This is a genomic window from Desulfosporosinus sp. BICA1-9 (assembly GCF_000802135.1).
This window is the reverse complement of sequence record NZ_JUEE01000064.1, coordinates 25833-52234: the sequence shown is the minus strand read 5'-3', so window position 1 is coordinate 52234 and position 26402 is coordinate 25833. Positions and strand designations below refer to the sequence as shown.

Below are 26402 nucleotides of genomic sequence, written 5' to 3'. Positions count from 1 at the left end.
CCCTCGGTGTTAATATGCAAATCAGGGACAAAGACAACATAGCCTACGTCTGCCGGAGTTAAAACAACAGGATATACTTTTTTCATCAAAAAACACCTCCATATTTTCAAAGCGTTTAGGGGCTTAGTTTAGCCCCTGTCGCTTGATGATAGCTTTTGCTAGCTTTTCATCAACTTCTCTATGGCGAGGAATCGGTTCACTGTATATTCCGTTGGTGTACAAATCATGGTTTGCACCGTTTCTCAATAACCACCAACCATTATCAGTTAACTTTTTTATTAAGTCTTTCCGCTTCATTTCCTCACCCCTTAGTTATATTGTACGCATTTAATACGTATAAATCAAGCGTTTTAAAACTAATCCTCTCGATTACGAGGGGATTAGTTTTGGGATTTTCCATGATTAATCCTTACGTACCATTTGAATAACTCTGCAAAGTTTATTAAATTGAATTAGATACCATTTAGAACATAATCAGGAGATATGTTTCCGTGGACTGGGCACGTGGAGACAATAATAGTGCTATATCGGGGTTGAGTGAAAGCCTTGGTATCAGCGGCTTTGATAAGACATATAGTCTTTTTAAAGTATGTGGCGTAAAGGGGAATATATTTTGATTTTGTGTTGCCGGATCCAGGACGGTTTGGCTTTTTGTTTTTATGGCAATTTTTTAGGAAGATGAAGGAAAGAATGGAAATAGTTCTCGTAATCAAGTACATGAATGACTGACTTGATAATATAATCCCTCGGTTCATATTCGGTGTGGAAATAGGTATGTTCAATATCAACGCTTGCATTTAGGAAAATCTTTTTATTTATTCCGTCAAATGCTATTGACAGAAATTCATTTAGTGCTATTATTATGAATATAAGGAAATGGAAGGTAACCTTGCTTACGAGGTTTATAGTGACGATACATAGTCACTTAATTTCTAAAATTTATTATTAGATTAGAATCGGCTTTGTGCCGGTTTTCTTTATTCCTGCTCCGATTTCTCCCTCAAAAGTGGAAGGAGAATCAGAATCAGTCTTTCAGTCCCAAATAAGGAACAAGAGCAACCCAGACCTAATAAGGTGGACGGTTGCTCTTGTTTTTTATTTCGGGTTGAAACTGAAAAGATAAACTGTCAACCCGATTGTCTTGCTATGGTGAGGCAAGATGCTCAAGCATTTCCTAAATGAACAGCCAAAATCAAATGGAAAGAAGGGTTAAGTATGTTATTCTTTGTTAAAAGCGAATTGACACAATTGCCTCCGTTCCCACCTCAACAGGTCAAAGAAATTATGGTACAAGGGTGGGAAAAAGTTATAAACTATCAGAAACAGGGGAAGATTTTGGCACAAGGGATGATTGCCGGTAGAAAAGGTGGTTGTGTTATTTGGGATGTTGAGTCCGTCGAGGAACTCCATACATTAATATCCCAATCTCCTATATTTCCTTTTCTTGAGACAGAGATTACTCCCTTAATCAGTATTGAAAATGCTCTGAAGTCCGTTAAATTTGATTTGGAAGCAAAACAAACCCTCAAAAAATAATTAGATTATGCCTCACCATAACATTATCTCGATTTAAGGCCCCTGACGAGGGGCCTATTCTTTTTGTATTTTAATTTTCTTTGTGTCACCAGAAGAGTTTAATAGCCTCACGTTCTTTTAACATCTTTTCAGAGGCTATTAAGCATCTTCAACGAGAAATTGACATAACGCGGGGAAGGCATCCTATTCCTGAAGATGGGATTAAGGCTTTACAAAATCTTAATGTACTCTTCAAAATAACGCTATCTCAATTGGTGTCTGCTAGAATATCTGAGAATCCAATGTTTCGTAGGTATCAATCAAAGTCAAGCTTAGAGCAAACAGCCGATATCATTGATAAGATTTTAGATAAGGACAATTATACTTCTTGGATTGGAGTTGGAACCAAAAAAAATTAAGGATTCCCATTAAATTTATAGTTGCATATTGCAACTATAAATAATATACTACAACTAAGAGGAGGGATGTTATGGAAAGGCTTGAAGTCGAGAGATTAAGTGATTTGTTGAATGACCTAATTCGTAGCCTAGGTCTTTTACAGAAGGAAGGGGCTCAGTGCTGTGGGATTACCCCTGCCCAAAACCATATCATTTATGAAATTGGTAGACATCCTGGAATCATTGTTAATGATTTAGCACATATGTTAGGTTTAGAGAAAAGTACCATTAGCCGTCATGTCCAAGGACTTATTGAATCTGGGATCGTTAAAAGTCTCCAATCAATTGAAGATAAACGGTATCTAAACTTAAATCTAACGGAGCAAGGACTTTTAATTAATCAGAGTTTAACTAATTCTCTGGCGGGCTATGTGGTAGATATTTTCAACCAGATACCAGAAGAAAGAAGAGATCAGGTCAATGAAAGTCTCACTCTTCTACTAAATGCAATTTCAAAGAGTCCGGAATGTTGTCGTAGAGTGATATAATTTTTTTCGAGAATATAGTTGTATAATGCAACAAATATTAAGGAGTGATTTAAATGTTATTTTTAGTTTTAAGTCTCGCTATTATCGTTGTTTTGAGTTATGTGCAAGCGTCTACAAAAAGGAGCTCTGGAATGGAAGAATATTGCAAGTTGGAATGTAAAGGGTACAAATATTGATTTAGGGGTTGAAGTTATCGAGATATCAGTGGGGTAAGGGCGGTGTTTCAAAGGAACCTGGTGTCAAAGGAACCTGGTGCACCAACTTATCAATGGCGATCCCGGAGTCCTTTATAATGCCCAGGGCCAGGTGGTATCCAGTAAATGATGTGAAGCTCATGGAAATAACTCAAGATGTTTCTCGGATTTTGGTGCCTTAACAACTGGATACGGAATGGATCTTGTAGGTTTGTTACATATTTGTATAATAGCAGATTACTATGTCATGTAATAAAACCCGCTACATTGAGCGGGTTTCCTACTTAACCAGTTTAAATTTTCTCCGGCGTAGTATTAAAGCAATACGAACATTTCGGACAAGTCACCTGGAGTGTCCCTTTATTAATAGGAACTCGCATCTTAGTCTTGCATTTTTCGCATTCAATGACCCGATGATCGACTAGCTGTAGAATTCGTGCCTGATCGAATCCGACTACTAACTCATCCCCAATCAGAAAAGAAGGAACCCCGCTGACGTTTCTGCGGATTAACTCCGCGCGGGCTTGATCATCACGGTTGATATCCTTTTCCACAAAATGAATCCTATGCTGCGAAAGAAACTTCTTCGCTGTATAACAATGCGGTCAGGTTTGTGTGGTGAATATGATGACGTTCTTCATAGAAACATACTCCTTTCTCTTTTGCGTATGCTCAACAGAATTCTTATTGCCTACAAGTTTTTTCAGCATCCCAAAACCCGAAGGCTGTTTAGACCCCACTGCTGACGGTGCCGCCACTTTTACTAGTACCGATATCGACTGCACTAAACCGCTGGCTGATCAAGGATTTTGATAGCGCAACACGTCTGCTTTCCTTTTGGCGGATACACTGCAGTATACAGAGAATTTCTCTCCGAATTCCTGGCAGAGCAGGTCATACTTAGTATCGGTATGATGTTTCGCTTCCTTACTAAAGGACAGTTATACCCGTGAGGGGTATAACTAATTATAAATTGGGTTCTCTTGTATGTCAAATCTGCCGTTTGGTGCTACCGACATCATAAACCTAAGTGATAATCCTTTACGCAATAAAGGCATACTTCTTTCTCATTATTAGGCTTCACATATTCTCCATACAAAGGTCACAAACTGGTTACAATTATATATTATGATAAATAACAGAGATAACAATCCGCTAGTTTAGCGGTTGAAATATTGAACTTCTTTTCATTTCTACACCTCCTTTTTTCCTATACCCCTCCTAGTGAGGGGATTTTTATTGTGGAAAGTAAGATTCATTTCTTTTGCTGTTGACGGATAAATTTGAACTTGAAACATAATGACATAATTGTTTCAAACTTTTGACATAATGAGATAAATTAGATTAGTGTAAATATTTGCAATTATTTTAATTTTAGAACTTTGTGATATATAGCGCAAAGCAACCGAAAAGAGTGTATTATAGATATAAAGGATCTAGAAAAAACGGAGGCGATCACACTCATGACTAAACATTTAAAATCTATTTCTAAGAGCCTGTACAAAATTGCAAGCAACACAAAATGCAACGACACATTATTCGATCGTATTATGGCTTCAATTTATTCTAAAGGGTCGAACTAAGATCTTGCTGGATATTGAGCCTTCTTAATGGATTCGCTCAAGCCAACGGATACCAAAATGGCAATTGGAGACCACAAAGTGGTCTTTTTTCTTTTTTCGCTCAATAACTTGGGGACCGCAGCCGTAAAATAAAAACGATGGAAAAGAAACCTATGGAAGAAGAGCAACATACACTGGTAGGTAAACCATATATTTTATATAAAGGGAAATTTCCTATCCACTCGCCCGCTCATTCCCAGATGTGAACCGGCTTGGTAAAGAGGAGCTGTAGAAGTTAAGTGATGAGCTGGGTAGGAGCAGTACGAGATAGGAGATTGTACTTAACACCCTGGTACCGAGCGGTACGATTACCCGAGTCTTTCGCAAGTATTTAAACAGTTTCTGTCTGACTGAAATAAAATTGTGCTGCAGTTAACGTTCCAACAGGCTTTGCTAACCTTCTCATGAACTGATATTAGCCTGAAAAATACTCAAAATAAGTCATTTAAAATTAACCTCCCATGATGGGAGGTTTTTTATTTGGGCTGGTTATATTTTGTAGTCTTTGTTATGGCGCTTTTTTGTTACCTACAAAGGTAAAAGGAAAATACTTGTCGAATTGACTAACGATAGCAACAGACAAAGAGAGGATATAAGCTGATGTCAAAACTAGCTTTCAAGGGAATTATTATATCAGTACAACCGAGAATCAGGATGATACGTTCGTTCGATGAGCGGTCCCATAACTATCTTGGCTATTCGCTTTTGATTAAAGGTGTGATTGATAATGTTGAGCCAGAGTTCTCAGAAGAAGCTGAGCAAGATCCATCTAATAGAATCTTTTCTGTAGGCATTGGTAAGGCTGCCCAGCAGAAACATCAATTTTGTGTTGGGAATGAGGTATCGGGTGAATGCGCACCAGTCGCAGATGAACGGCTGGAGCCGGTTGAGTTTTATAAAGTATCTAAGTTGAAAAAGGCCGGTAATAATACCACCCATCGACATGCTCCACCACCCTGGGAAGAGGTAACACCAGAGCTGGAGGAATATAGAGAGAGGGGGCACCGGCGATTAGCAGCTAGGACTTATGATAGTAAATGTACTACATGTCTATGGGGATGCAGGATGCCTGTGGAAATTATTGTTGATAACTGGAATCCAAGGAAACGAAAATACCGGTTTGAGACATTTTGTTATGGCCCTTTGTCGTGTAACTTGTATAAGGCAGGTCCAATCAGGAAGGTAGAAGGCAGAAACGGGATGGTGTACGAAGAGGAAGATTGGGTGGATGAAGAGTCTACGGGGCATAGAGAGCTGGATGAATAAAATACTTTATCTTAAAACTAGTGGTATTGGAGAGGGAAATGTCAAAGAAAAAACGCAGAAGCGGTCATTACTGTAAGATTTGCCATGAATTTAGATCGAATGAGAGCTTTTCGGGTAAGGGACATGCAAATCACATATGCAAAAGATGCAGTAAAAAGTCTCCAGCTGTGCAAGCTGCTGATATGACCTTGAACAGAATCAATAATATGCCATTCAGAAAGCTTAGCCAGGCAGAAAAGAGCTGGCTTGAAAACAGACTCCATGATCAGCGTGAAGAAGTTAAAACAGCTGCTCAGGAGATATATAAGCAGTTGTATCCACACATGGAGCGAAATAATAGGAAAAAGCAGCTTCATATCAACAAGTTGAGTTTCAGGCTACATGCGAAGGCTTTTGACGAGCGGCGCCATGTGCAAAATGCCAATTGTCTGTTCGAAGCAGATAAAATGAGCAATAATATCGTTCAAACGGAGTTTTCTAGTGGTGGCTCTCCTGCAAGTAGACAGGAAAAATTTGTAGTTAGTATAGATATGGCTAAATTCCTGAAATGGATAGTACATTCTCTGGAAATTTCGGAATGGGAGCAAGATTATTATCAGAATAATGACAGTTTTAATTTTTTAGAGAAAGATCAAATTTATTGTGACGACTTAGACGACTTTGAAGAATGCTTTAAAGGTAACGAAGAAGAAGTTCAGGATGAAGCATCAGAAATTATCACATGGCATGTCGAGGTTGATTATTCGAATGGCACAATACAGAAGACGAGTGGAACTCATGTTCATTTGCCAGATAAGGTAGAAGAGCTTTATTGGGGTTTTCAGGAATATTTTGCTCTGGCGTATTCTGAAGAGGATGAAGAGGGAAAAGACATGGAGCTGCAAACAGGTTTTGATGATTTACCATGGTGACGATCTTGGAGGACTTGTCAAAAGAGCTATCAATGTGTTGGGGTCAGATCCATTGTAAGAGCCGGTATAACCGACGAAGGACGGCACATGCCAGCATCCTGTAAGTTGGGCAGGGCTATTGTGGGGTTGGTAACGCGGGCGCTGGTAGTAAAGGAGATTAAGCACCGAGAGACTATCATTTGATAGAGGATGCAACTGGGTACCGTTTGACGGATATATTAGAAGTGCATTTTCTGGAGATCGTAAAGCTAGCTGATTTGGCGATTCAAAGAGATGAGAATGATGCTGTCGTGGAATGGATGGAGTTCTTGGATGCAAAATCAAAAGGAGTGATTGAGATGTTAGCGGAAAAGAATAAGGACATCAAAAAAGCCTATGATTTATTGCAGATCATCAGTAAGGATGAAAAGGCAAGAATGCTGTACGATGCCAGAGAGGCTGAGCTTCGTGACCAGCTAACGAGGATAGAGACAGCAGAGAATAAAGGGATGGCAAAAGGGAAAATCCTAATGGCTCAAGATGCCATTTGCCAATACCTTGCCGCACGTCTGGGTGTGGAATCTCAAGCCCTTCAGGAGACTGTGCGCACGATCATTGATTTGGATACGCTCAGTCGGATCATGAATCAGATCTTAATAGTAACTCATTTAGATGAAGCAACGTCTCTCATTCATATCAGCATGGTCTCTCAATAGCATTGGGGTCCAGCGCACAAAAACCTTTTCCAAAGCTCAAATAGTAGCTGAAGGAGGCCAAGGACCTGATTCCGTATGGGGAATGGGGCAAGTGGCTGGCGGAGTCGGTAAGTTACACGGAGAGAACGGCCCAAGGATTCAAACAACGTTTATTGTAAGCTATGATATGACGCTTGTTCGCTTGAAAGCACTGGGCATCTTAGATAATACACTTTTAGAAAATTTAAAATATTAGAAAAGATTGAGAAAACGGCTTCAAAACTATTGAATGCAATTAAGGGTAATTCGGATTTGTGCAAATCCTCGGAAGCAAAGAAGATCCCCGCTGAATATCTCGAATGGGTCATTTCAAATTATTATGACAAGTTAATTCCTAGGAAGAGTTTAGAAACCGCGTTGGACTTTGTTGGCTTAAAGGCAGATGATTTTGCAGACCCTTCCGAAGAACTTATTGAAGATGAAAGTTTTGACGATTTGCTTAGGGGGATGGAGGTTCACGATGATGGAAAAAATTTTTAAGGTGATTCTTGAGTGGGACGATGAAAAAAGTTTATGTTGTGACGGTACCAGGACTTCCGGGATGCGTTACCCAAGGCAATAATCGGAAAGAAGCCCTTGAACGGATACAGGAAGCGATAGAAGGTCATATTGAGGCTTTAAATCTAATCGGCATGCCGGTCCCTAAAGGGAATATAGAGTTCGATGAAGTGCGGGTGCATGTATCGTGAGTGTGTTGCAAAAAGACCTAAGCCCCGAGTATCTGAACTCAGGGTTTAGGTCTTTTATAGTTTCTTCTGTCTTAGAATGTTTGGTTATGAGCCATCAAATGATACAGGTGGATCTACTTTGTAAATTCCGATAGGCCTGGAATGATGAAGCTTTGTCCTGGGTAAATAAGATCTGGGTTATGCAGATTATTCGCAAGAATTATGGCTTGCATCGTTGTACCATAACGTATTGCAATGTGGTAAACTGTATCTCCTTGTTTCACGATATATCTTGCCCCAGACTTAACCTCAGTTGCGGGAGCACCTTTAACCTCAGCAGCGGGAGCAGCCTTAACCTCAACCCACATAGGGTTGGAGATTGCCTTGTTACCGTCCGCATCGGTGACGATAATGTTATACCACGTGCTAGCATTCGGTTCAAAGGAGAACGAGAGACTTTCCCGATTCATGCTGGGTGTGGCAAATTCCTTTGACATAGCAATTTTTTTGCCAGAGGTAAAGATTTCAACCTTGGAAATCCCTTTTACAGACATAGCATCAAAGGAAAGGCTAAACTTGTCTCCATTGTTGATACTAGTGCTCTGCCCAAAGAGGTTATTTGAATAGAGAATGGGCCCCATAGTGACATAGGAATTACCCTTTAATAAGGCATCCATATAACTTGCAGAGGTCAGCTCACCGGGAATATTGACATAGGTTCTGGTTTTGCCACTGTAGAGACTGGTCTTCATATTCGGAGTTAATACATCATGGGTGTCGCTGCCACCGGTGAGATAGTAGCGTTTACTGCCGGTGAGGCTCGCTGTCCAGAAATCCATAGCTTTATCTAGAGCCTGTTGATTCTTAGCAGCTTTTACTCCTCCGTTGATTTCGATCAAATCAAAATTCGAATCATAGCCACCTGGAACTGCAGAGGCTGCTTGGGCAGTGAACAAACCATAGGCAATATAAGGATGATTGGCAACTATAATTGTCCCGGAATCATGTGCTTTCTTGACCATCGCCGGAAAATCCATATAGGGATCGATGGAAAACTTATCAGTAATCATGTTAGTTGCAGCCGTAGGCGTCACCGGGAATATTCCGAAGTGAGCCCAACTTGGGGATACTTCTAAAGAAGGAAGGTAGGTCACGTTTCGCTTGCTTGCATAATCGGCTACCTCACCGTTGCTAGCGATAGAGTCATGATCGCTAGTCACGATCACATCTAATCCATTGGCTAGCTGGGATTTGATCAGGTTAATGGGTAAAGTGCTGCCATCTGACTTATTAGTGTGATGATGCAAATCTGCAGAATACCAATTCGCAGTAGGAGCAATCAACTTCTTAATCGTTACCTCAGTGGCCTTGTCTGTAGCACTGTTCCCTTGAATCTTGATTGGTAACGACTCAAAATAGCCACCGCTGCTTACTTCAAGATTATAGGGACCTGTCGCTACAGGAATTTTAGCGAGACCAATATTATCTAAATCTGTAAAGAATACTGTTTGGGCAACGTAGCGAACAGCCGGAGTCGTTACGCCTAATAATTCCACCCTGGCATCAATCGGCTGACCCGCATCGTTTTTAACTGTGACTGTTATCTGTTCTGTTGAAGCCAACTTTAAGGTGCCAGCATCATAAGCTTTGCCAGTAAGAGTGAGCCCAGCTTTTTCGCTAGGAGAATATAGCTCTTTCAGAGCATATACTTTGTAGGTGTTCATGTCTTCGACTTTAGGCAAGTCAAACCCGAAGCTTCCGTCTTCTTTACCAATAACCCAAGTAAAGGTTTTCTCTCCTTTTTCGACAACGATAATTGGAGATTTGACAGGGGTTGACGTGGCCGAATCTAACACCTTGCCGGAAACCGTCACTGTTTCTGCTTTAACTTCGTTCATTAATTGATTTAAAGTACCTTCCAGGCTCCCTTGATTATCGATTCTAAAAATGGCCTCAAACTTATAGGTCTTACCCGGTTCATAGGAGGTCTTTCTCTCCGTATCTTTATAACCTGAACTACCCCAAAGATCAGCGGTTTCCGCTTTTAAGTCAATGAGGCTGACACTATACTCTTTGTTGTATGTGTTGACAAATTTGTTATAAGGCGCACCGACACTTTTGTCAGGGGCAAACATAAAAGCCCCTTTATTACCTAAAGAATATCCAGTGGACAAGCCAGGACCGTCCGTCGATACTGACTTATCATAGGCATCCCCGTTCGCTGGATTGCTAACAATTGTGTTAATCCTCAGGTAGTTGTCATCATTACCCAAGACATAGTAAGTCACGACATCCATTGGGGTCTTGCCTTCTTGAGCAAATTTCCGAGTTGAGACAAGTCCTTTATTGCCGTCGCCAACTCCATCACCGTCAAAGTCAATATTTTCGGAAATCATCATTGTTCTAGGCTTAGAATTTTCCGGGCCCCAGCTGTCCCAGTTGTCCATCAAAAATTCCATGTCCCAGATGGTATCAGTGCCTGCTTTTAGACTGCCATTCTTGGCTGCATCTAGAAGACTTTCGGAACCTGATCTAGAATCAACCATCAAGGATGCATCCAGAATACTATTGGGCGGGTACCCCCAAGGATTGGGTGTGCCCACGGAGATAGCGACGGCGATATGACTGTTAAACATAATCAAATCGTCTGAGCTCAGGGCCTCACCGTTCTTAATAAAGGTGCCATCCGGTAAAGGTACGCCAGCATCACGCAGCTCCTGGACTGTCATAATCACAACCTGGTCATTGTGTGGTTCAGCAGCATAGGCTGATGGTACAAAGGAAAAACATAGGATAAAAATTGCGATAAATAAGGACCGAAATGTAAATCTGTTGTTTTTCAAATCATTTCCCCCTCCTAAATAGTACAATCCTTTGGATACCTGATACCCTTGTGAATAAATCCCTCCTTGTTGTTACTTAATCAGCATGATTTTCCATTTTATCTTAGTATAACAGCGACTATAATTTTAGATAATTCATAATAGTTAACTTAATTTATGAATAATTAACTTCTCTACCTCTAGATTCGTTGTATTACTTGGAAAATGCTGTACAATAAAATCACACTGAAAATTATGATCTCAAGCTTGAGAAGGAGCGAGTCAGAGTTGGATTTTTTAAAATTAAACGTAAGATTTTACCTAATTTTATGTTTAGTTATTATGTTAGGCTTGCTGAGCGCATGTATTCGTGAGCCCATTGATGGACTAAATTATACGAAAACAGATGTGGTAGAAATTGATTTTTGGTATGGCTTAAGTGGACACCTTGGGGAGACTATGAAGGAGTTTATCGATGAATATAACCAACAGCAATCTAAGGTTAGAGTAGTTGGGGTGGCTCAAGGGAATTACGAAAAAACGGCCCAAGCCTTAAGAGCATCAATTGTCAGGCGGAAGCCTCCAGCGGTAGTGTTGCTGGAAGATCAACGAATGCAGTTTTTTGCCAATGTAGGGGCTTTAAGTCCTCTAGATTCTTTAATCAATGTTAATGCAGATTTTCACAAAGAGGATTTCGTAGATTCATTTTTACAACAAGGCCAGTTTAAGGGGAATACCTATGCTTTACCGGCTTATGGCACAACCCAAGTCTTATATTACCGCAAAGACCTCTTTACTATAGCGGGAATTAAACCTGACACATTAGACACGTGGGAAGGGTTGGCGAAAGCTGCTAAAAAGCTGACCATGAAAAACGGTCAAGAAGTTTTGGTTTATGGTTGGGAACCTATCCAGGGACCGGAAAATCTTATCGATGCAGCTATCAGTAGGGGAGGAAAATTCCTCAGCGCAGACGGGAAAACGGTAACGATTGATGGAAGGGCATGGATAGAGGCTTGGGAGTATTTTAGAAGGGCTATCCATGAGGAGAAAACCATGAAAGTCAATTATGGGGGAGAAGGATGGGAATATTGGTATGCAACTATTCATGATGTTATACAAGGTCGGGCCGCTGGATATACCGGTTCCAGCGGTGATCAAGGAGAACTGGATTTTAGTATTATTGAGGCCCATATACAGCCTAGCTGGGAAGGGTATGCAGGCTACCCTCGCGCAGTAGCCCATGCCCGGGCTCTCTGTATTCCCCAAGATGTCCCTCAAGTTCAAAGGGAAGCCGCCTTTGAATGGATCAAATATATGACCAGTTCTGAAATTACCGCCCAATGGTCTATCAAAACAGGGTACTTGCCTGTCAGAAATTCTGCAATGACCACAGACAGTTACCAGAAGTTTGCCGAGGAAAATCCTCAAATCATGGTTCCTTATCATCAGACCAAGTTAGCTACGAAAGTTTTCTTCGACCCGACTGGGGGCAAAATTTACGATGCCTTGAAGGTTGCCGCAGAGAAAGTGGAAATTCAAAATGTCCCCGCGGAGATCGCTTTGCAAGAAGCAAAGGAGACTTCGCAGGGAGAGTTAGATAAGGCGCTGGCTGGGGGGGATTCCCTTTAATGCCTCGAGTAAAGCATATTAAAGTAAGAATTGCCCTTTATATTTCAAGTATTATTGTGCTTATTATCCTGGCTATTAGTAGTTCAATAAGCTGGGTATACAACAAAAAACTTGTAGAACAAACTGGTACGATTGCAGCTCAAAAAATGAGAATTATTACCATGGGCCTGGATAAAGAGATTACTGCTGTCCTAGGACTTTGTGATAATATTAGAGATAATGAAGAATTGCAGGAATTGATGGCCCTCGAGGATAGGTCTCAAGGGAACGACTATGCCCAGATGAAAGCGATCTCGAATATTTTACGGAAGAGTGTTTACTCTCACACTTCTATAACTTCAATATTTGCTATTGGCTTACATAAACGAGTCTATGACCCTTTATATCAAATACAGCCTTACAATGAAATCATCGCTAATTATAAAGCCTTCGACGAATTTATTGCCTCAGGGAAGTTTAATGCTTTCTCCGCTCCTACTAACTTTCCCAATAGGTTAGACAGTACAAGTAACAGGGAAAAATCGGAGATTACCTTTTTTAGTCAATACATGAGTAATTACGATTTCAGACATTTTGGCTATATTTTGATTAGCATTAAAAAAGAGCAACTTTTCCGTGAGCTAAGTCAAATCCATAAGCAAGTGTTTGATTTTACTTACATAATTGATGAAAAGGGCGAAATCATAAACAAGATTGGCGATCTACCTTTGCAAGATGAGCTTATTCAAGCCTATGCAATGAAGCCTGATAAGGTTAATGAAGTTAAAAAAATCAATAGTGATGAATATTACCTTATCAGTCAGTCCCTTAGTGCCTACCCTGATTGGAAAGTCGTGGGGGGAATAGCGTATAGAACGGTTAAAAAGGATTCGAGATTAATATTAAATATTGTCTATTTTATTGGGATAATCAGTGTATTTATGGCAGTTATTATTTCATATTTCTTAGCAAAAAAAATAACGGATCCTATCTTGGAAATCAATAATGCCATGACTCAATTTGAGGAAAGGAAATGGCCTGATAGGTTAAACGTTAAGACTGAGGATGAATTAAAAAGCCTCATTAATGGATTTAATCACATGGTTGAACAATTTAGGGCATTATTGGATCAGGTGCATCAAGAGCATGAAGAAAAAGCAAAAGTAGAAGTCAAAACCCTAGAGCTTAAACTTGAATTATTACAAGCTCAAATTAACCCCCATTTCATACATAACACTTTAAATGCGGTGCAGTATCTGGCATTGAAAAGAGGCGCTGAGGATATACGGGACCTGATCCAGTCGTTTAATCTATTACTGCGAGCTAGTATGTCTGTGACTAAGGACTTTGTAACTGTCAAAGAAGAACTGGAATTGGTAAACAGCTATATAAACATTCAGCGATATCGATACGATAATAACATCGAAGTGATTTTTGACACAGATGAATGCCTTAATGACGTTCAAATTCCCAAGCTTATCTTACAGCCTATTGTGGAAAATGCCCTTTACCATGGGATTATTCCAAAGGATTGTGGAGGAACCATCAAGATTGATATCCATATAGTCCAGGATAAACTATCGATCCGCGTGATAGATGATGGAATTGGAATTGGAGAAGAAGACTTAATTAATTTATTACGTGAAAAAGTAAAACAACATCCCAAAAGTGGATTCAACAATATAGGTCTTAATAATATCAATGCGCGCTTGAGACTGTTTTATGGCGATGAGTACAGCCTTCAAATTCAAAGTGAGTTGGGGAAAGGAACTTGTGTTTGGTTTTATATCCCGAAATCTGAAAAACACAAAGGGGAGTAGCTATGGGCAAGTTAAAAGTGTTGGTGGTCGATGATGAAAAACCAGCTCGGGAGACCTTAACTTATCTGATTGATTGGGATGCCACAGCTTTTGAGATTATAGCTACAGCGAAAAATGGCAGAGATGCTCTAGAAAAATATCATACTTTAGAGCCTGATCTCATCATCACAGACATACAAATGCCGTTAATGGATGGATTAACCTTAATCAAAGCTATTAAGCAAGTAAACAAAACGTCGAAATTTGTGATTTTGAGCTGTCATGAGCAGTTTTCTTATGCTAAGGCAGCTATCCAAATGGGCGTGACAGATTACCTTATTAAGGATCTGATTACTCCGCAGGATTTGTATACTGTACTTGTGAAGGTTCAAAAAGAGCTAGAAGACCAAAAAGTAGTCGTTGATGATCAGTCAATCGTGAAATTAAACGAGTACGATGAATATTATGATGCCTCTAGAACTATGGCAATGAAGGCAATCGTTTTAGAAGAGCGGTCTACAACCAAAAAACAAGCCCTTATAGAACAATTTGAATTAGATATTAAGGGCAGCTACTTAGTTCTTCTCATAGTTTGTCTAGAAAAGAAAGCAGTAAGCGTTGACTATTCTAAATGGGTGAATCTTGAGAAAAACATATTTATTTCAATAAAAAAGGCACTGGAAGCCGTGTCGGGAGGAGAATGCTTTTATTATCAAAACGGGGAGTTTATTGTTATTGCTAAGCTGGAGGATAGTGTCAGTGAGTTGAAATATATATCCAAAAGCTATGAAATAGCACATGGCGTATACCGGAATATTCAAGCTGCCCAAGAAATTAGCGTTACCATCGGGATTAGCCGGGGATTTTACGGATTTGAGGATATCTCCCTGCGATATAAAGAAGCTCAAGAGGTGACGAGGTATAAAATGTTTTTGGGGAAAGGAAAAATTATCTTCTACAATACGGTTTTGACAAAGGTCCACTCCCTAAACAATACTAAGATTAATCAGAGAGTAAAACAAATTTCACTGGCCTTGGAGGAAAATGACTTCAAAGGTCTATCTCAAGAAGTTAGAATGCTTTATCGGGAAGACCTGCAAGGATATATGCAATACAATTATCTTCAAGAGATTAATGCGCATCTGTATAGTTTGGTTATGGTTGCTTGTCATATCTATAGTATTAGCTATGAAGATTTGTTTGGTTGTAATTATTTTCCCATTCAGCAGGTAGAGGATTTGGACTCTGCAGAAGATATCGGAGAATGGTTTAACGAGGTATTTGTTCAAATTATTACAAAGAAAAGTAGGCAGGATGACAAAAAATATAATAGACATATTAAAGCTGCTATTAAGTATATAACCTCTAATTACACTAGAGATATTGGGCTAAGCGAAATAGCGGAGGCAATAAGTCTACATAAAGTCTATCTTAGTAGATTATTTAAACATGAGACAGGTGACAATTTAGTCAATTATATAATGAAGGTAAGGATCGAGGAAGCCAAACGGCTCGTACTGACTACCGATAATAAACTTTACAAAATAGCCGAGCTGGTAGGCTATAATAATATTCAACAATTTAGCGCGGCTTTTAAAAAGATTACTGGGGTTACGCCAAGCGAATATCGCGATTCAAATATGCACGACGGATATGTTTCCCTAGACAGGACTCGTAATTCCATTAAACCCTGGTCTTAATCCTTAGACACTATACCAGAGGACAAGAAAATGGACTTTTGTAAAATTAGCTGTTACAAAATAACTTTTTTGCTGGCTACTCATTTTGGATATAGCAGCAAGGACACTAAATAATGAAAGGGAGTCCTCCTGTGAGTAATAAACAGACTATTAATTATCCCAAAATCGGGGTAATTTCTCTTGCACATACGCTTAATGACCTCTATAGCAACTACCTACCCCAGTTACTCCCATTTTTAGTTGTAATGACACCCGGTTTTACAGCGACCAGAGCGGCTATTTTAATTTCTGTCTTTACCATAACCTCTTCCTTCACACAACCTTTCTTTGGTTATTTTTTAGATCGAAAAGGTAAACGTTGGCTCCTATATGTAGGAACACTATGGATGGGTATTATGCTTAGCTTAACGGGAATAGTCCATAACTATGGGCTTCTGGTAACGCTGGCCGCACTGGCAGGTTTAGGCACCGCTGTATTTCATCCTCAAGCAGCCACCATGGTAAATGACTTAAGTGGTAACAACAAAGCTGTTGTACTTTCAGCCTTTGTAGCTTTCGGTAACGTTGGTTTTGCTTTGGGACCACTTTTGTTAATCCCTTTATTTCAATTTTATGGCTTACGCGCTACAATCGTAACTGTGATTCCTGGAATCGTGGTAGCTTTGTTACTACTTCTTTTCGCGCCACGTAATCCTGTTTCAACAGCTACTAGGCCGGAATTTTCTCAGGTAATAGATTCCTTAAAGTCTGCATCTCGTGAACTTATTGCCATAATTGGTGTAATTGCTGTCCGTTCCTTAGCTTATACAGGAATGTTAACAATGCTGCCACTTTATTTTAAGGCTAAGGATTTATCGAACATCGCCGCGAGTCACCTATTAACAATTATGCTTTTTTCGGGAGCCATTGGCGGGGTCCTAGGTGGTTTCATATCTGATCGATATGGGCGTAAGCGTTTAATTGTTGGATCCCTTGTTATTTCCTCACCTTTATTTTTTGCTTTCTTTTATACACATGGTACGTTGAGCACAATCTTCCTTGGCCTTGCTGGGGCAACATTACTGTCCAGCTTTGCAGTCACTGTTGTAGCTGCCCAAGAAGCCATCCCTAATAATAAAGCCCTGGCCGCAGGCCTAACCATGGGATTTGCCGGAGGGATAGGTGGTCTAGCCGTAATTCTAATTGGCCGAATCGCTGATATTTGGGGCATATCGTCAGCAGTTTTCGTTCTTTTCCTACTTCCAATCTTGGCGGGTCTGATAGGTTTGTTTTTTCTCAAAAGCCGCCCCACCTCTCATAGTCAACGTATAGCTGCAACATGTGTGAAATAATTGAATATCGGCATGTACATTACGGATAGTTAATCAACCGTATTAAACTTAATGAGCCAGTTGGAAAATTCAAGGGCAGTTACTCTTTCAGCTGTTATGCCATCAGACTTGCTGGAAGCTAAGAAAATTATGGGTTCTACCATAACTCTTGGGCGTAGCAGTGGGACTTTAATTTGGCTCTTATGTTCTTGATGCTACCCTCCATTCACTTTGCATTGTTTGTAAAGTAATGGGGGGTATTGTTAATCTTTGGTGGACTCGATAGAGTCGCTGTCACGTTACCATTAAAGTTCCATAACTATATAATAGTCCTTTAAGAAACGGAGAGCATTCAGTATGTATGAAATATCTGCGAGACATTTTACCCGTTACTACGAGATCCTTTCCGTACTCATCCGACATGGCTTGGGTTATATGCTCTTCTCGGGGAATCTTAGGCCAATGCAGGAGGAAAACTTAGCACTCGTTGGAGTGCATCTAAGAAATGCATGTGCGGAACTTGGTCCAGCTTTTGTAAAAGTAGGACAACTAGCGAGTACTCGATCGGATCTTCTGCCGCAACCCATTGTTCAAGAATTAGCGAAGCTCCAAGACAGGGTTCACCCGCTTTTCTTTGAGGTAGTGCGACGAGTGGTCGAAGAATCCTTAAAGTCTCGCCTAGAGTCAGCCTATCATGAATTTGATCCTGTCCCTCTGGCGGCAGCGTCGATTGGGCAAGTCCATCAGGCTGTTCTGCACAATGGAGAAAGAGTGGCCGTGAAAGTGCAGCGCCCACATCTTCGTGAGACTGTTCAAACGGATTTAGAAATATTTCAAATCTTTGTCGATCAAATTGAACAGAGAACTCAGTGGGGAAAACGCTACCCTCTTCGTATGCTGCTTGAAGAGTTTTCCAATACGATTAAGGGAGAACTGGATTTTGTAAATGAGGGGCGAAATGCCGAGAAACTATCAAAAGTAAGCATAAACAATCCCCATATTCTGATACCGAAGATTTACTGGGAATTAACGCAGCCCTCAGTGTTAACTATGGAGTATATTTCAGGGATTCCGTTACATCACATTATAGGTTCTCAAGAGGCAGCTTATGATGTTCATCGGATCGCCGATCGCTTAAGCAAAGCACTTCTCCAGCAAATTCTTCTGGTGGGCTGTTTTCACGGCGATCCTCATCCTGGCAATATTTTAATTTTACCTGGGGAAAAAATTGCCTTGCTTGATTTTGGGATAACAGGACATCTAACCCGTACTATGAGGGGTCAGATCTTGTCACTAATGTCAGCACTGATCCGGGGAAATAATGCTTTGATTTTGGAGACAATCTCGCAAATGGGCATTGTATCTGAGCAGGCTGATAAGCTGGCCTTCCAAACGGATATTTCTGCCTTGCGTCATAAACATTTAAAAGGACCCTCGAGGAAACTTGCCATGGGTGAATCTATTCAGGACTTTTTTAATATCATCTTTCGCCATGGAATTCATATTCCTTCTGAATTCATCCTCGTAGGTAAATCCTTGATAACCCTTGAGGGAATTCTAAACGAGCTAGATCCTAATATAAGCTTGGTTGAACAAGCCAAGCCCTTTAGTCGAAGGTTTATTTGGGGGAAGTTTGATTTGTTGAATTTATGGGAAAGAATTTGGGGAACGAGGTAGACAGACACGAGAACCTGTATCCTGTCCGGACAAGAGATCCTTCCAAATAATGAAATAATAGCACTAGGCGGAAAAGGTTTCATGGAACTTGTTGGATATTTATTATAGCGCAAAGGGAGTGAATTGGTTCTAAGGTTGATATTCACAGTAGGATAAAGCGAAGTAGGAATATTTATCTAACCTCAGATTGGAATTAAAGCAACTATAGGTTGCTTTTAGAAACGATGAGTTGGTTTTCTCTTTATAGTCACTTGTCATTAGGTATTCCTATTTCACGTTTGCTCTTCTGCAATTCGCTCAGACGATTCCTAAAATAGGTATTGACTTGCTCTACATATTCCGGTTTTAGGGTAAATCTACGGAAGTAACAGGTAAAATCTCTATCCAAGCCGTAAGTTCCAGACTCCATCCATTCCTCATCAAGGGTACAAGTTGCTTGAATCTGATCGTACAAATATTCGGAGCCTGAAAATGATTCCAATAAATTATGTAACTCATTATCGATCTGTTGATGCGGCAGAACAAGATTAAAAGGCTTTTTATAGTTGCCATATTGATAGGTACCTTCTTCTTCCCAGACAAAAGGTTTGTCACAAGACTCCAAGATGGTTTGACAGGTTTTAATCATCTTTTCTATATCTTCAATCTCTATGGACATTATTATTAACACCTCAAAATTCATTTTTTGTTTATTATACAGCATAACGTATAAAAATGAATTTGATGGTTTATTATGAAAGTTTCATTTTCTTTTTCTTAATGCTTACTATTAGATTCCAGGTCCACCATGCCACCCATCAAAGTCTCCGCCATTTTTCAGGTTTCAATAGTTCCTCGCGGCTTTGTCTAATAACATTTGCTATGGTTCCTAGTAAGGCCTCTTTTTCGAAAGGGAGATGCGCCTTGAGGGGAAGGTAGTTCGAGGCGTGATTAGAGCGGAAGACACAATCTTGAACATCTAGATGCTGAATCATCAGCTCGAGTTCTTGAAGAATCTCCCAAGGGTTGAGTAGCTTAAAGGTCCCCGCGGCCACTTGTCTGCTCAGGGGGGCAGCGGGTTCGATCATTAGCGTCAGTGTCCCTAAATAGTGGGGATCAATGGCACTGAGGACCTTGGCCGTTTCCAGAGCATGTTCATTAGAATAGTTCGTTCCACCGAGACCCAGAATGACTGTGCACGATAATTTTATACCACTGGTTACAACCCGCTGTCCCGCGGTGATCATTTCCTGAGGGGTTACGCCTTTTTTCATCTGATAAAGAACTTCGGCGCTTCCGCTTTCTACACCTAAGTAAATGATGTGAAGTCCATGTTCTCTGAGTAAGACTAATTCCTCGAGGGATTTTTCTAAGATATCTTTGGGTGCACCATAGATGCCTACGCGTTTTAGATGTGTAAACCTCTGGTAGAGTTCTTTAAGGATATCGAGTAATAGGTCCATATCTAAGGCTAAAGCATCTCCGTCGGCCAGAAAAATTCGTTCGGCGTAAGGGTCCATCTTGAAACCTTCTGCAATTATTTCAGTAATTTCTGTGCGGCTTTTCGCTCGATAAGATTTTCCTTTAAACGAACTACAAAAGGTACAGTGATTGTGCCGGCAGCCCACAGTCACTTGGAGAATGAGACTCGAAGCCTCGCTTGGTGGTCGGTAAATTGCTCCTTCGTAAAACATGGTTAACCCTCCCTCTTCAAATTAGGATTAGCTCTCCTTATCTCACTTATACTGTTATTCATACTCATACTCATACTCATACACTTACGCATGCTCTCAATCAAAAAATCGCTACTTTAATATCACTAAAATACTTATCTTGTTTAGTTAGCGACGACGCACTGATTTTCCTTCTTTTGGGTACAGGGAAACTTAATAAGATATTAGAAAAGTTGTTCAACCAAGCCCTGGGGAACGGTAGGCATGGTTGATACGGTCGAATCATAAGGTCGCATGTTCAAATCATGTCGCTCCGACTAAGTGGTAATTGTTTAGTCCGTAAAGCTGCAATTATTGGTGGGTTTGAAGTTTTTGCATCTTAGCGTTTAACATATTAAGGAAAATTTTCGTGATAGGCAGGATTTATTGTTCAGGAAGAGAAATAGAATATTGATAGATTTTAAGGGCAACTATTCAATACCCTTAATAACTTGAAACTTAAGGAGGGATCACCTTGGAAAAATTTCTTTTTGTCTTAAGTCGTGGACTTGAGGATCCTACCCGTGCTACCCGGGCCTTTCAGCTGGCGAAGGTGGCCAAAGAAAAAGGTCATGAAGTGAATATTTTCTTAGTTGATGACGCTGTTGTCTATGCAGTGATGGGCTTAGCAGATAATGTTAAGGCACCGACTGGAGATGGGGCTAAACCGTATCTCGATTATTTGATTGAGAATAAAGTAGCGTTCTTTATTTGTACACCATGTGCTAGAACTAGACTTTATAGTGAAGATGAATATATCCCAGGAGCTAAGTTATCGACGGCTGCCCACCTCATTGACTTAGCAACGGAATCCAAAGTATTCACATTCTAGATTGAATGCTATAGTAGTTAAGCAGCATGATCGCTAAGATATGTCAGTTGAAGATGGCATTGAAAGGAACTCGCTTTAACAAATCGTTTGATCGGGTTCTTTTTACATCCCCTAAAGCTTTTAATTATGTTTTCAATCCAAGATTTAACAATAATTTAATCTATTTTTAATAAAAGATGATTGATTTTGTAGTAGACTTAAGGCATGTTTAGCCATAAGATAGTAATGTTTGATCAGAGGAAGGAGAGAAGTACTCTTTAAAAACGTGGGTACGATTTAATGAGGCATTTTAATTACTTATCTAATGAGGGTAGGGAAGCAACTTTTTTCAAAGTACCAGAGCCATTTGATAAAGATACGCCCCGAGAAATTCTTTCGTATGCCCTAGGGGCTACGCTATATATGCCTGGAACTAGAGAAACCATCGCCATTGATATTATTACTAAGAAAAACATTGGACTCGCTTCTACTGTGTTTTGTTTAGAGGATTCGATTGGAGATTCTGAGGTGCCTGTAGCGGAGAAAAATATCATAACCCAAGTCAAGAAGATCCATTTGGCCTTAATTCATCAAGAGATCGACTTTGCTGACCTGCCGCTGATCTTCATTCGGGTCAGGAATCCTGAACAAATCCTTAGGCTGACAGAGGAAATGGGAGACGCTGCAAAGCTGATTACGGGGTTTATCTTTCCCAAATTCACCTCCCAAAGCTTTAAATATTTTGAAGTTATCAAGCATCTTAATGATCAAAGAATTGGGCCGTTTTATGGTATGCCGATCATTGAAAGTCCTGAGGTTATTTATCGTGAATCACGCTTAAAGGAACTGATGGAAATCAAGAGCTTATTGGAAACCTATCACGACTTAGTTTTAAATGTGCGAATTGGGGCAACGGATTTTTCCGGGCATTATGGAATCCGCAGGGGACCGGATGTAACAATCTATGATATTACGGTGATCCGTGATTGCATTGCAGATATTATTAACATTTTTGGGCGAGTTGGCAGTGGGTACATAGTCTCTGGACCCGTATGGGAGTACTTCTCAAATGGAGGTAGAGTCCTCAAACCACAGCTTCGCAAGAGCCCCTTTGAAGAATTTCATGATATCGATGGGAATAATAGAGCAAAAATCAGAAGCATGCTCTTAAATAAGTATGTTGATGGTTTAATTCGTGAAGTAATCTTAGACAGAGAAAATGGGATCATTGGCAAAACCATCATTCATCCGAGTCATATTATCCCCGTCCAATCCTTATATATTGTGGGGTATGAAGAGTATTTAGATGCACTCAGCATTATTGGCAATGAAACAAAAGGCGTTATGAAAAGCCAGTATACCAATAAAATGAATGAGATCAAACCACATTATAATTGGGCCCAGAAAATGCTGTTACGAGCAAAGAATTATGGAGTATTTCATGAACAACACAATTTCATTAGTCTCTTCACCGAAGATATTTACGTATAATCTGCAAGGACAAAGGGTTAAGGTTAGCCTCTTAAACAATCCCTTCGATATCGAGCCACAAACCTTATTTTCTCTTGCTGCAAGGAAGAACAAGAAACGGAGTTTTTTGTTTGTTAGCAATGTCTTAGGTAAACATGTACCTGTCGATCCCTTTGTTCCTTTACTTGCCGGAGTTGCTCTTGGCGTTCAGTTTTCAAGTGAAATTAACGGCGTGGACCACACGGATACTCTAGGGATTATTCAGGCTTTAAAGGGTTATCAAGAAGCGAAAAATGTGTATCAGACGGTGATCGGCAGACCTCTAGTTCCACTGCCTAAGAAAACGTTGTTCATCGGTTTCGCTGAAACGGCAACAGGACTAGGGCATGCGGTATTTAGCATCTTCGATAATGCACACTATCTGCACACAACCCGTGAACAGATACCCCTCTTAGAATCTGAGCTTAACTTTAGCGAAGACCATTCTCACGCAGTTAATCATCGTTGCTATCCCTTGGACAGGGAGATATTGAAAACTTCTGAAACCATTGTTCTAGTGGATGATGAGATAACCACCGGTAATACAGCTCGAAATATAATTAGAGCAATCCATAACAACTATCCGAAAAAAGAATACGTGGTATTGTCGCTTTTGGATTGGAGAACTAGCGAAAACCGAACCGATTTTAAGGAGCTAGAGCAACAACTTGACACGAAAATCCACACGATTGCTCTAATGGAAGGGGAAATAACGGTAACCGGTGACTCCGACCCTGAAAAGACTGATCACGTAAAATCAAGTTTGAGGTCGGATTGTTTAGCGGAGATTAAGAGTTTTCCAGAACTAAAATCCCTGAACATTTCGGATCTCGTGGCAGTTTACTCTGAAGACTTAGCAGGGCAAAAAAACCCATCGCCCTTTTTACAATTAACGGGACGATTTGGTTTGTCAAGCCAGGATAATTTGAAGGCGCTGCCCTTAGCCAGAAAGTTTGGGGAAGAACTAGGAGAAGACCGGACCAGTAAGAAGACGCTTTGTTTAGGAACGGGTGAATTCATGTATTTTCCGATGCTCGTTTCTGCTTATATGGGAGAGGGAATACGCTATCACTCCACCACAAGGAGTCCTATTTATCCCTTTGCCAAACCAAACTACGCGATTCAAAATGGCTTTGCCTTTGAGAGTCCAGATGAGTCGAGTCTTACTAATTATGTGTACAATGTGCCTTTGAATTATTATGAAGAAGTCTATTTGTTCCTTGAAAGGGATGTTAGTCAAGAACGATTGCTGCCGCTGTTTGCGACAGTTCGCGAATTAGGGATCCCGAGATTGGTGTTAGTCATTTGCGCTTCAAGGGAATCAGGATCAGTTCATGGTTAGGGGTATTGCTTTGGAAGAAAGGTGGTTTGAATTGGGTGATTAATCAAAAGACCTTGGATCGTATTCCCGATCCGTCGCCCATGGGATGTTATAACCCTCATGATGTCATCTTTCTGCTGAAAAATCTCAATGGTTTATTAACAGAAACCGATTTAGAAACTCGTGAGAGGCGAATTCAGTCGGGTGGTCACTACTCGGAGATGCTGCCGATAGAATATGAACCGACCCAGGAATATCTTGAGATTTTCCATCAGACGCTGCACGAGAGCGCTCACAAGGTCGCAGAGGCAGTGAGGGTAGTATCAGAACTTATCTTAAAGAGAAAAGGTTCTAACCTGGTCCTTGTCTCACTGGCCCGTGCTGGTACGCCCATCGGCGTCTTAATTAAACGTTATCTCTTAGAAATACATGACTTGGATTTACCTCACTTTAGCATTTCAATCATTAGGGGTAGAGGCATCGACGAAAATGCCATACTTTATATCCTGCAGAATTATCCCGACTCCAAGATTCAATTTATTGATGGTTGGACAGGTAAGGGTGCCATCACCAGTGTTTTAAAAGAGGCCTGCACGGAGTTTAGAGCAAAATATGGGTACGAATTGGATAACGATTTAGCAGTTCTCGCTGATCCAGGCTATTGCGTAAAGACCTTTGGAACCAGAGAAGACTTTTTAATTCCTAGTGCCTGTCTTAATTCGACGGTTTCAGGATTAGTGAGTCGAACGGTTTTTCGGAAGGATCTGATCGGAGAAAATGAGTTTCATGGGGTTCGTTTCTACGAAGAACTCTTGAAAGAAGAAGTCTCAAATCTCTTCGTCGACCGAATCTCTGCCGAGTTCAAAGACCTTGGACAGCCTCTGAATGGAGTAGAGACTGGCGATCTTGAAGGAAGGGTTACCTGGCAAGGCCTAAAAGCCTTGAAGGGTATCCAAGAAAAGTTTCAGATCACTGATATAAACTTTATTAAACCGGGTATAGGAGAAACTACAAGGGTTCTATTAAGGCGACTACCGGAGCGAGTGTTGGTTGATACCCTTACCAATCCAAATTTAAAACATATTCTTCTATTGTGTGAAGATAAAGGAGTTCCAGTTGAGGAATATCCTGATCTTACCTATTCCTGTTGTGGTATTGTGAGGCAACTTTGATGGAGGAGTCTAATTAATGTTATTTGCCAGTGACTTAGATCAAACCTTAATTTATTCGCATCGGATGTTAATCGATAAAGAGCCCCTCGAAATCCAACAAATGCGACCTGTCGAGTGGTTGGATCATCAATATATTTCCTTTATGACTCAAAAAGCATTGAGTATGCTGAAAGAAATTTCGCACAGACTATTTTTTGTGCCGGTTACAACACGCACCGTCATTCAATACGAGCGGATTAATTTTCGTGACTATAACATCTCACATCAATACGCGGTCACCAGTAATGGTGGAACAATCTTTAATCGAGGCGTAGAAGATCTTGATTGGAAGAGACATGTTTTAGCTGGCAGAGATCTTTGTCTGGCTACTCGCGATCTTGTCGAGGAATTTGAGGAAATAGCACACCCCTCCTGGGTAATCAAAGATTCCGGTAAACTCGCCGATGATCTATTTTATTACTGTCTGGTTGATCGAGAAAAAATCCCCCTCACGGAATTAGCGGCTTTTAAATTATGGGCGAGTGATCATAACTGGGAGTTATCGGTTCAAGGGCGAAAACTCTATCTGGTCCCCATTAATGTCAACAAAAAGGCGGCTATCCAATATATCAAGCAAAATGAAAACGTGAAGAGTGTGCTTGCTGCTGGAGATTCATTACTGGATTTAGAGATGCTTAAAGCAGCGAATCTTGCCATTGCCCCAGCACATGGGGAGATATTTTCACAATATGCTCAAAAAATGATGAACCCTGAGCATATACGTTTTACTCAAAAGAGTGGCATAGAAGCCGCCGAAGAAATCTTAGAATGTGTGGTTAGGGAGCTTTACAAGCTGGCCGTAGTATAAAATATTGGTCTATTGTACATTATATTAATGGGAAACATTGGTAACTTCTTATTCAACAAAGATTGGCGGAGGATGTTCAATTATTAATTTAGAAATCTAAGGCAAAGATGTGAAAGTTATGTGAAATTTGTTAAATGCGTATTTTCCTAAAGCTCTCATGTGATAATATACGAGTAATCCATCATTTCTACATTCATCACGCTAAATAAGAGGAAATCGTAAGGAAATGAAGAAAAGAGTATTATACATAGGGTTTAATTCAAAAAAGGGGGATTA

At 40.3% G+C, this 26402-nt stretch carries 23 protein-coding genes; 18 read left to right on the top strand and 5 right to left on the bottom strand.

The genetic code is table 11. The annotated features are described in order from the left end of the window. Positions 1-123: 123 nt before the first annotated feature. Positions 124-297, bottom strand: a complete 174-nt coding sequence (locus JL57_RS08180) for a type II toxin-antitoxin system HicA family toxin (protein WP_034140069.1) — start codon at positions 295-297, stop codon at positions 124-126. Between the two features lie 918 nt (positions 298-1215). Here JL57_RS08180 and JL57_RS08175 point away from each other — a divergent pair. Beyond that, positions 1216-1536 (top strand): muconolactone Delta-isomerase, encoded by a 321-nt coding sequence (locus tag JL57_RS08175; RefSeq protein WP_034140068.1) that lies wholly within the window; start codon positions 1216-1218, stop codon positions 1534-1536. 469 nt (positions 1537-2005) lie between these two features. Further along, a complete protein-coding gene (locus JL57_RS08165) occupies positions 2006-2461 on the top strand; it encodes a MarR family winged helix-turn-helix transcriptional regulator (RefSeq protein ID WP_034140066.1) in 456 nt (151 codons plus the stop codon). Between the two features lie 487 nt (positions 2462-2948). Here JL57_RS08165 and JL57_RS08160 read toward each other — a convergent pair whose 3' ends face one another. Further along, positions 2949-3296 (bottom strand): glutaredoxin family protein, encoded by a 348-nt coding sequence (locus JL57_RS08160; RefSeq protein WP_291299840.1) that lies wholly within the window; start codon positions 3294-3296, stop codon positions 2949-2951. 1581 nt (positions 3297-4877) lie between these two features. On the opposite strand from JL57_RS08160, the gene JL57_RS08155 reads away from it, so the two are divergent. From JL57_RS08155 to JL57_RS08135, 6 genes are all read left to right on the top strand, one after another. After that, entirely contained in the window at positions 4878-5543 is a 666-nt protein-coding gene (locus JL57_RS08155) for a hypothetical protein (RefSeq protein WP_034141562.1), read from the top strand. Between the two features lie 38 nt (positions 5544-5581). After that, entirely contained in the window at positions 5582-6454 is an 873-nt protein-coding gene (locus JL57_RS08150; RefSeq protein WP_034141561.1) for a hypothetical protein, read from the top strand. A 179-nt stretch (positions 6455-6633) separates the two neighbouring features. After that, complete coding sequence (locus JL57_RS08145; RefSeq protein WP_291299839.1) at positions 6634-7149, top strand: PD-(D/E)XK nuclease family transposase; 516 nt, start codon at positions 6634-6636, stop codon at positions 7147-7149. Between the two features lie 47 nt (positions 7150-7196). Further along, positions 7197-7307, top strand: a complete 111-nt coding sequence (locus JL57_RS33860; protein ID WP_366556999.1) for a DUF3102 domain-containing protein — start codon at positions 7197-7199, stop codon at positions 7305-7307. Between the two features lie 106 nt (positions 7308-7413). Continuing rightward, positions 7414-7668 carry a hypothetical protein gene (locus JL57_RS08140; RefSeq protein ID WP_291299838.1) on the top strand — a complete coding sequence of 85 codons (255 nt, stop codon included), beginning with the start codon at positions 7414-7416 and terminating at the stop codon, positions 7666-7668. A 20-nt stretch (positions 7669-7688) separates the two neighbouring features. After that, positions 7689-7877 (top strand): type II toxin-antitoxin system HicB family antitoxin, encoded by a 189-nt coding sequence (locus JL57_RS08135; protein WP_366556998.1) that lies wholly within the window; start codon positions 7689-7691, stop codon positions 7875-7877. A gap of 113 nt (positions 7878-7990) precedes the next feature. On the opposite strand, the gene JL57_RS08130 is transcribed toward JL57_RS08135, so the two are convergent. After that, positions 7991-10699 (bottom strand): CehA/McbA family metallohydrolase, encoded by a 2709-nt coding sequence (locus JL57_RS08130; RefSeq protein WP_291299837.1) that lies wholly within the window; start codon positions 10697-10699, stop codon positions 7991-7993. A gap of 267 nt (positions 10700-10966) precedes the next feature. Here JL57_RS08130 and JL57_RS08125 point away from each other — a divergent pair, with 267 nt between their 5' ends. The 5 genes from JL57_RS08125 to JL57_RS08105 all read left to right on the top strand — a co-directional run bounded on the left by JL57_RS08125 (position 10967) and on the right by JL57_RS08105 (position 18775). Then, complete coding sequence (locus JL57_RS08125; protein WP_034141558.1) at positions 10967-12310, top strand: ABC transporter substrate-binding protein; 1344 nt, start codon at positions 10967-10969, stop codon at positions 12308-12310. Beyond that, positions 12310-14109, top strand: a complete 1800-nt coding sequence (locus JL57_RS08120) for a sensor histidine kinase (RefSeq protein WP_034141557.1) — start codon at positions 12310-12312, stop codon at positions 14107-14109. Before JL57_RS08125 ends, JL57_RS08120 begins: the two co-directional genes overlap by 1 nt. A 2-nt stretch (positions 14110-14111) precedes the next feature. Then, positions 14112-15788, top strand: coding sequence for a response regulator (locus tag JL57_RS08115; RefSeq protein WP_045691069.1), 1677 nt, complete (start codon positions 14112-14114; stop codon positions 15786-15788). Positions 15789-15901: 113 nt separating this feature from the next. After that, positions 15902-17119: an MFS transporter gene (locus tag JL57_RS08110; RefSeq protein WP_034141556.1), complete on the top strand. Its 1218-nt coding sequence runs from the start codon at positions 15902-15904 to the stop codon at positions 17117-17119. A 336-nt stretch (positions 17120-17455) separates the two neighbouring features. Beyond that, positions 17456-18775, top strand: coding sequence for an AarF/ABC1/UbiB kinase family protein (locus JL57_RS08105; protein WP_034141555.1), 1320 nt, complete (start codon positions 17456-17458; stop codon positions 18773-18775). Between the two features lie 247 nt (positions 18776-19022). On the opposite strand, the gene JL57_RS08100 is transcribed toward JL57_RS08105, so the two are convergent. Both JL57_RS08100 and JL57_RS08095 read right to left on the bottom strand, forming a co-directional pair. Further along, a complete protein-coding gene (locus tag JL57_RS08100; RefSeq protein ID WP_034141554.1) occupies positions 19023-19433 on the bottom strand; it encodes a hypothetical protein in 411 nt (136 codons plus the stop codon). 139 nt (positions 19434-19572) lie between these two features. Next, complete coding sequence (locus tag JL57_RS08095) at positions 19573-20448, bottom strand: radical SAM protein (RefSeq protein ID WP_034141553.1); 876 nt, start codon at positions 20446-20448, stop codon at positions 19573-19575. 493 nt (positions 20449-20941) lie between these two features. Here JL57_RS08095 and JL57_RS08085 point away from each other — a divergent pair, with 493 nt between their 5' ends. From JL57_RS08085 to JL57_RS08065, 5 genes are all read left to right on the top strand, one after another. Further along, complete coding sequence (locus tag JL57_RS08085) at positions 20942-21298, top strand: DsrE family protein (protein WP_034141551.1); 357 nt, start codon at positions 20942-20944, stop codon at positions 21296-21298. A 279-nt stretch (positions 21299-21577) separates the two neighbouring features. Beyond that, positions 21578-22768, top strand: coding sequence for an HpcH/HpaI aldolase/citrate lyase family protein (locus tag JL57_RS08080; protein WP_034141550.1), 1191 nt, complete (start codon positions 21578-21580; stop codon positions 22766-22768). Beyond that, positions 22719-24128 (top strand): phosphoribosyltransferase family protein, encoded by a 1410-nt coding sequence (locus JL57_RS08075; protein WP_034141549.1) that lies wholly within the window; start codon positions 22719-22721, stop codon positions 24126-24128. The genes JL57_RS08080 and JL57_RS08075 overlap by 50 nt, the downstream gene beginning before the upstream one ends. A gap of 35 nt (positions 24129-24163) precedes the next feature. Beyond that, positions 24164-25279: a cysteine protease StiP family protein gene (locus tag JL57_RS08070; protein ID WP_366556997.1), complete on the top strand. Its 1116-nt coding sequence runs from the start codon at positions 24164-24166 to the stop codon at positions 25277-25279. 16 nt (positions 25280-25295) lie between these two features. Then, the gene (locus JL57_RS08065) at positions 25296-26126 is read left to right on the top strand and encodes an HAD family hydrolase (protein ID WP_034141548.1); all 831 of its coding nucleotides are present in this window, start codon (positions 25296-25298) and stop codon (positions 26124-26126) included. Positions 26127-26402 lie beyond the last annotated feature (276 nt).

Bases quoted from the DNA above. Each gene is read 5' to 3' on its own strand.
- JL57_RS08180 (WP_034140069.1), bottom strand. From the start codon at position 297: ATGAAGCGGAAAGACTTAATAAAAAAGTTAACTGATAATGGTTGGTGG.
- JL57_RS08165 (WP_034140066.1), top strand. From the start codon at position 2,006: ATGGAAAGGCTTGAAGTCGAGAGATTAAGTGATTTGTTGAATGACCTA.
- JL57_RS08100 (WP_034141554.1), bottom strand. From the start codon at position 19,433: ATGTCCATAGAGATTGAAGATATAGAAAAGATGATTAAAACCTGTCAA.
- JL57_RS08150 (WP_034141561.1), top strand. From the start codon at position 5,582: ATGTCAAAGAAAAAACGCAGAAGCGGTCATTACTGTAAGATTTGCCAT.
- JL57_RS08115 (WP_045691069.1), top strand. From the start codon at position 14,112: ATGGGCAAGTTAAAAGTGTTGGTGGTCGATGATGAAAAACCAGCTCGG.
- JL57_RS08095 (WP_034141553.1), bottom strand. From the start codon at position 20,448: ATGTTTTACGAAGGAGCAATTTACCGACCACCAAGCGAGGCTTCGAGT.
- JL57_RS08080 (WP_034141550.1), top strand. From the start codon at position 21,578: ATGAGGCATTTTAATTACTTATCTAATGAGGGTAGGGAAGCAACTTTT.
- JL57_RS08120 (WP_034141557.1), top strand. From the start codon at position 12,310: ATGCCTCGAGTAAAGCATATTAAAGTAAGAATTGCCCTTTATATTTCA.
- JL57_RS08110 (WP_034141556.1), top strand. From the start codon at position 15,902: ATGAAAGGGAGTCCTCCTGTGAGTAATAAACAGACTATTAATTATCCC.
- JL57_RS08075 (WP_034141549.1), top strand. From the start codon at position 22,719: ATGAACAACACAATTTCATTAGTCTCTTCACCGAAGATATTTACGTAT.
- JL57_RS08175 (WP_034140068.1), top strand. From the start codon at position 1,216: ATGTTATTCTTTGTTAAAAGCGAATTGACACAATTGCCTCCGTTCCCA.
- JL57_RS08105 (WP_034141555.1), top strand. From the start codon at position 17,456: ATGTATGAAATATCTGCGAGACATTTTACCCGTTACTACGAGATCCTT.
- JL57_RS08155 (WP_034141562.1), top strand. From the start codon at position 4,878: ATGTCAAAACTAGCTTTCAAGGGAATTATTATATCAGTACAACCGAGA.
- JL57_RS08065 (WP_034141548.1), top strand. From the start codon at position 25,296: ATGTTATTTGCCAGTGACTTAGATCAAACCTTAATTTATTCGCATCGG.
- JL57_RS08135 (WP_366556998.1), top strand. From the start codon at position 7,689: ATGAAAAAAGTTTATGTTGTGACGGTACCAGGACTTCCGGGATGCGTT.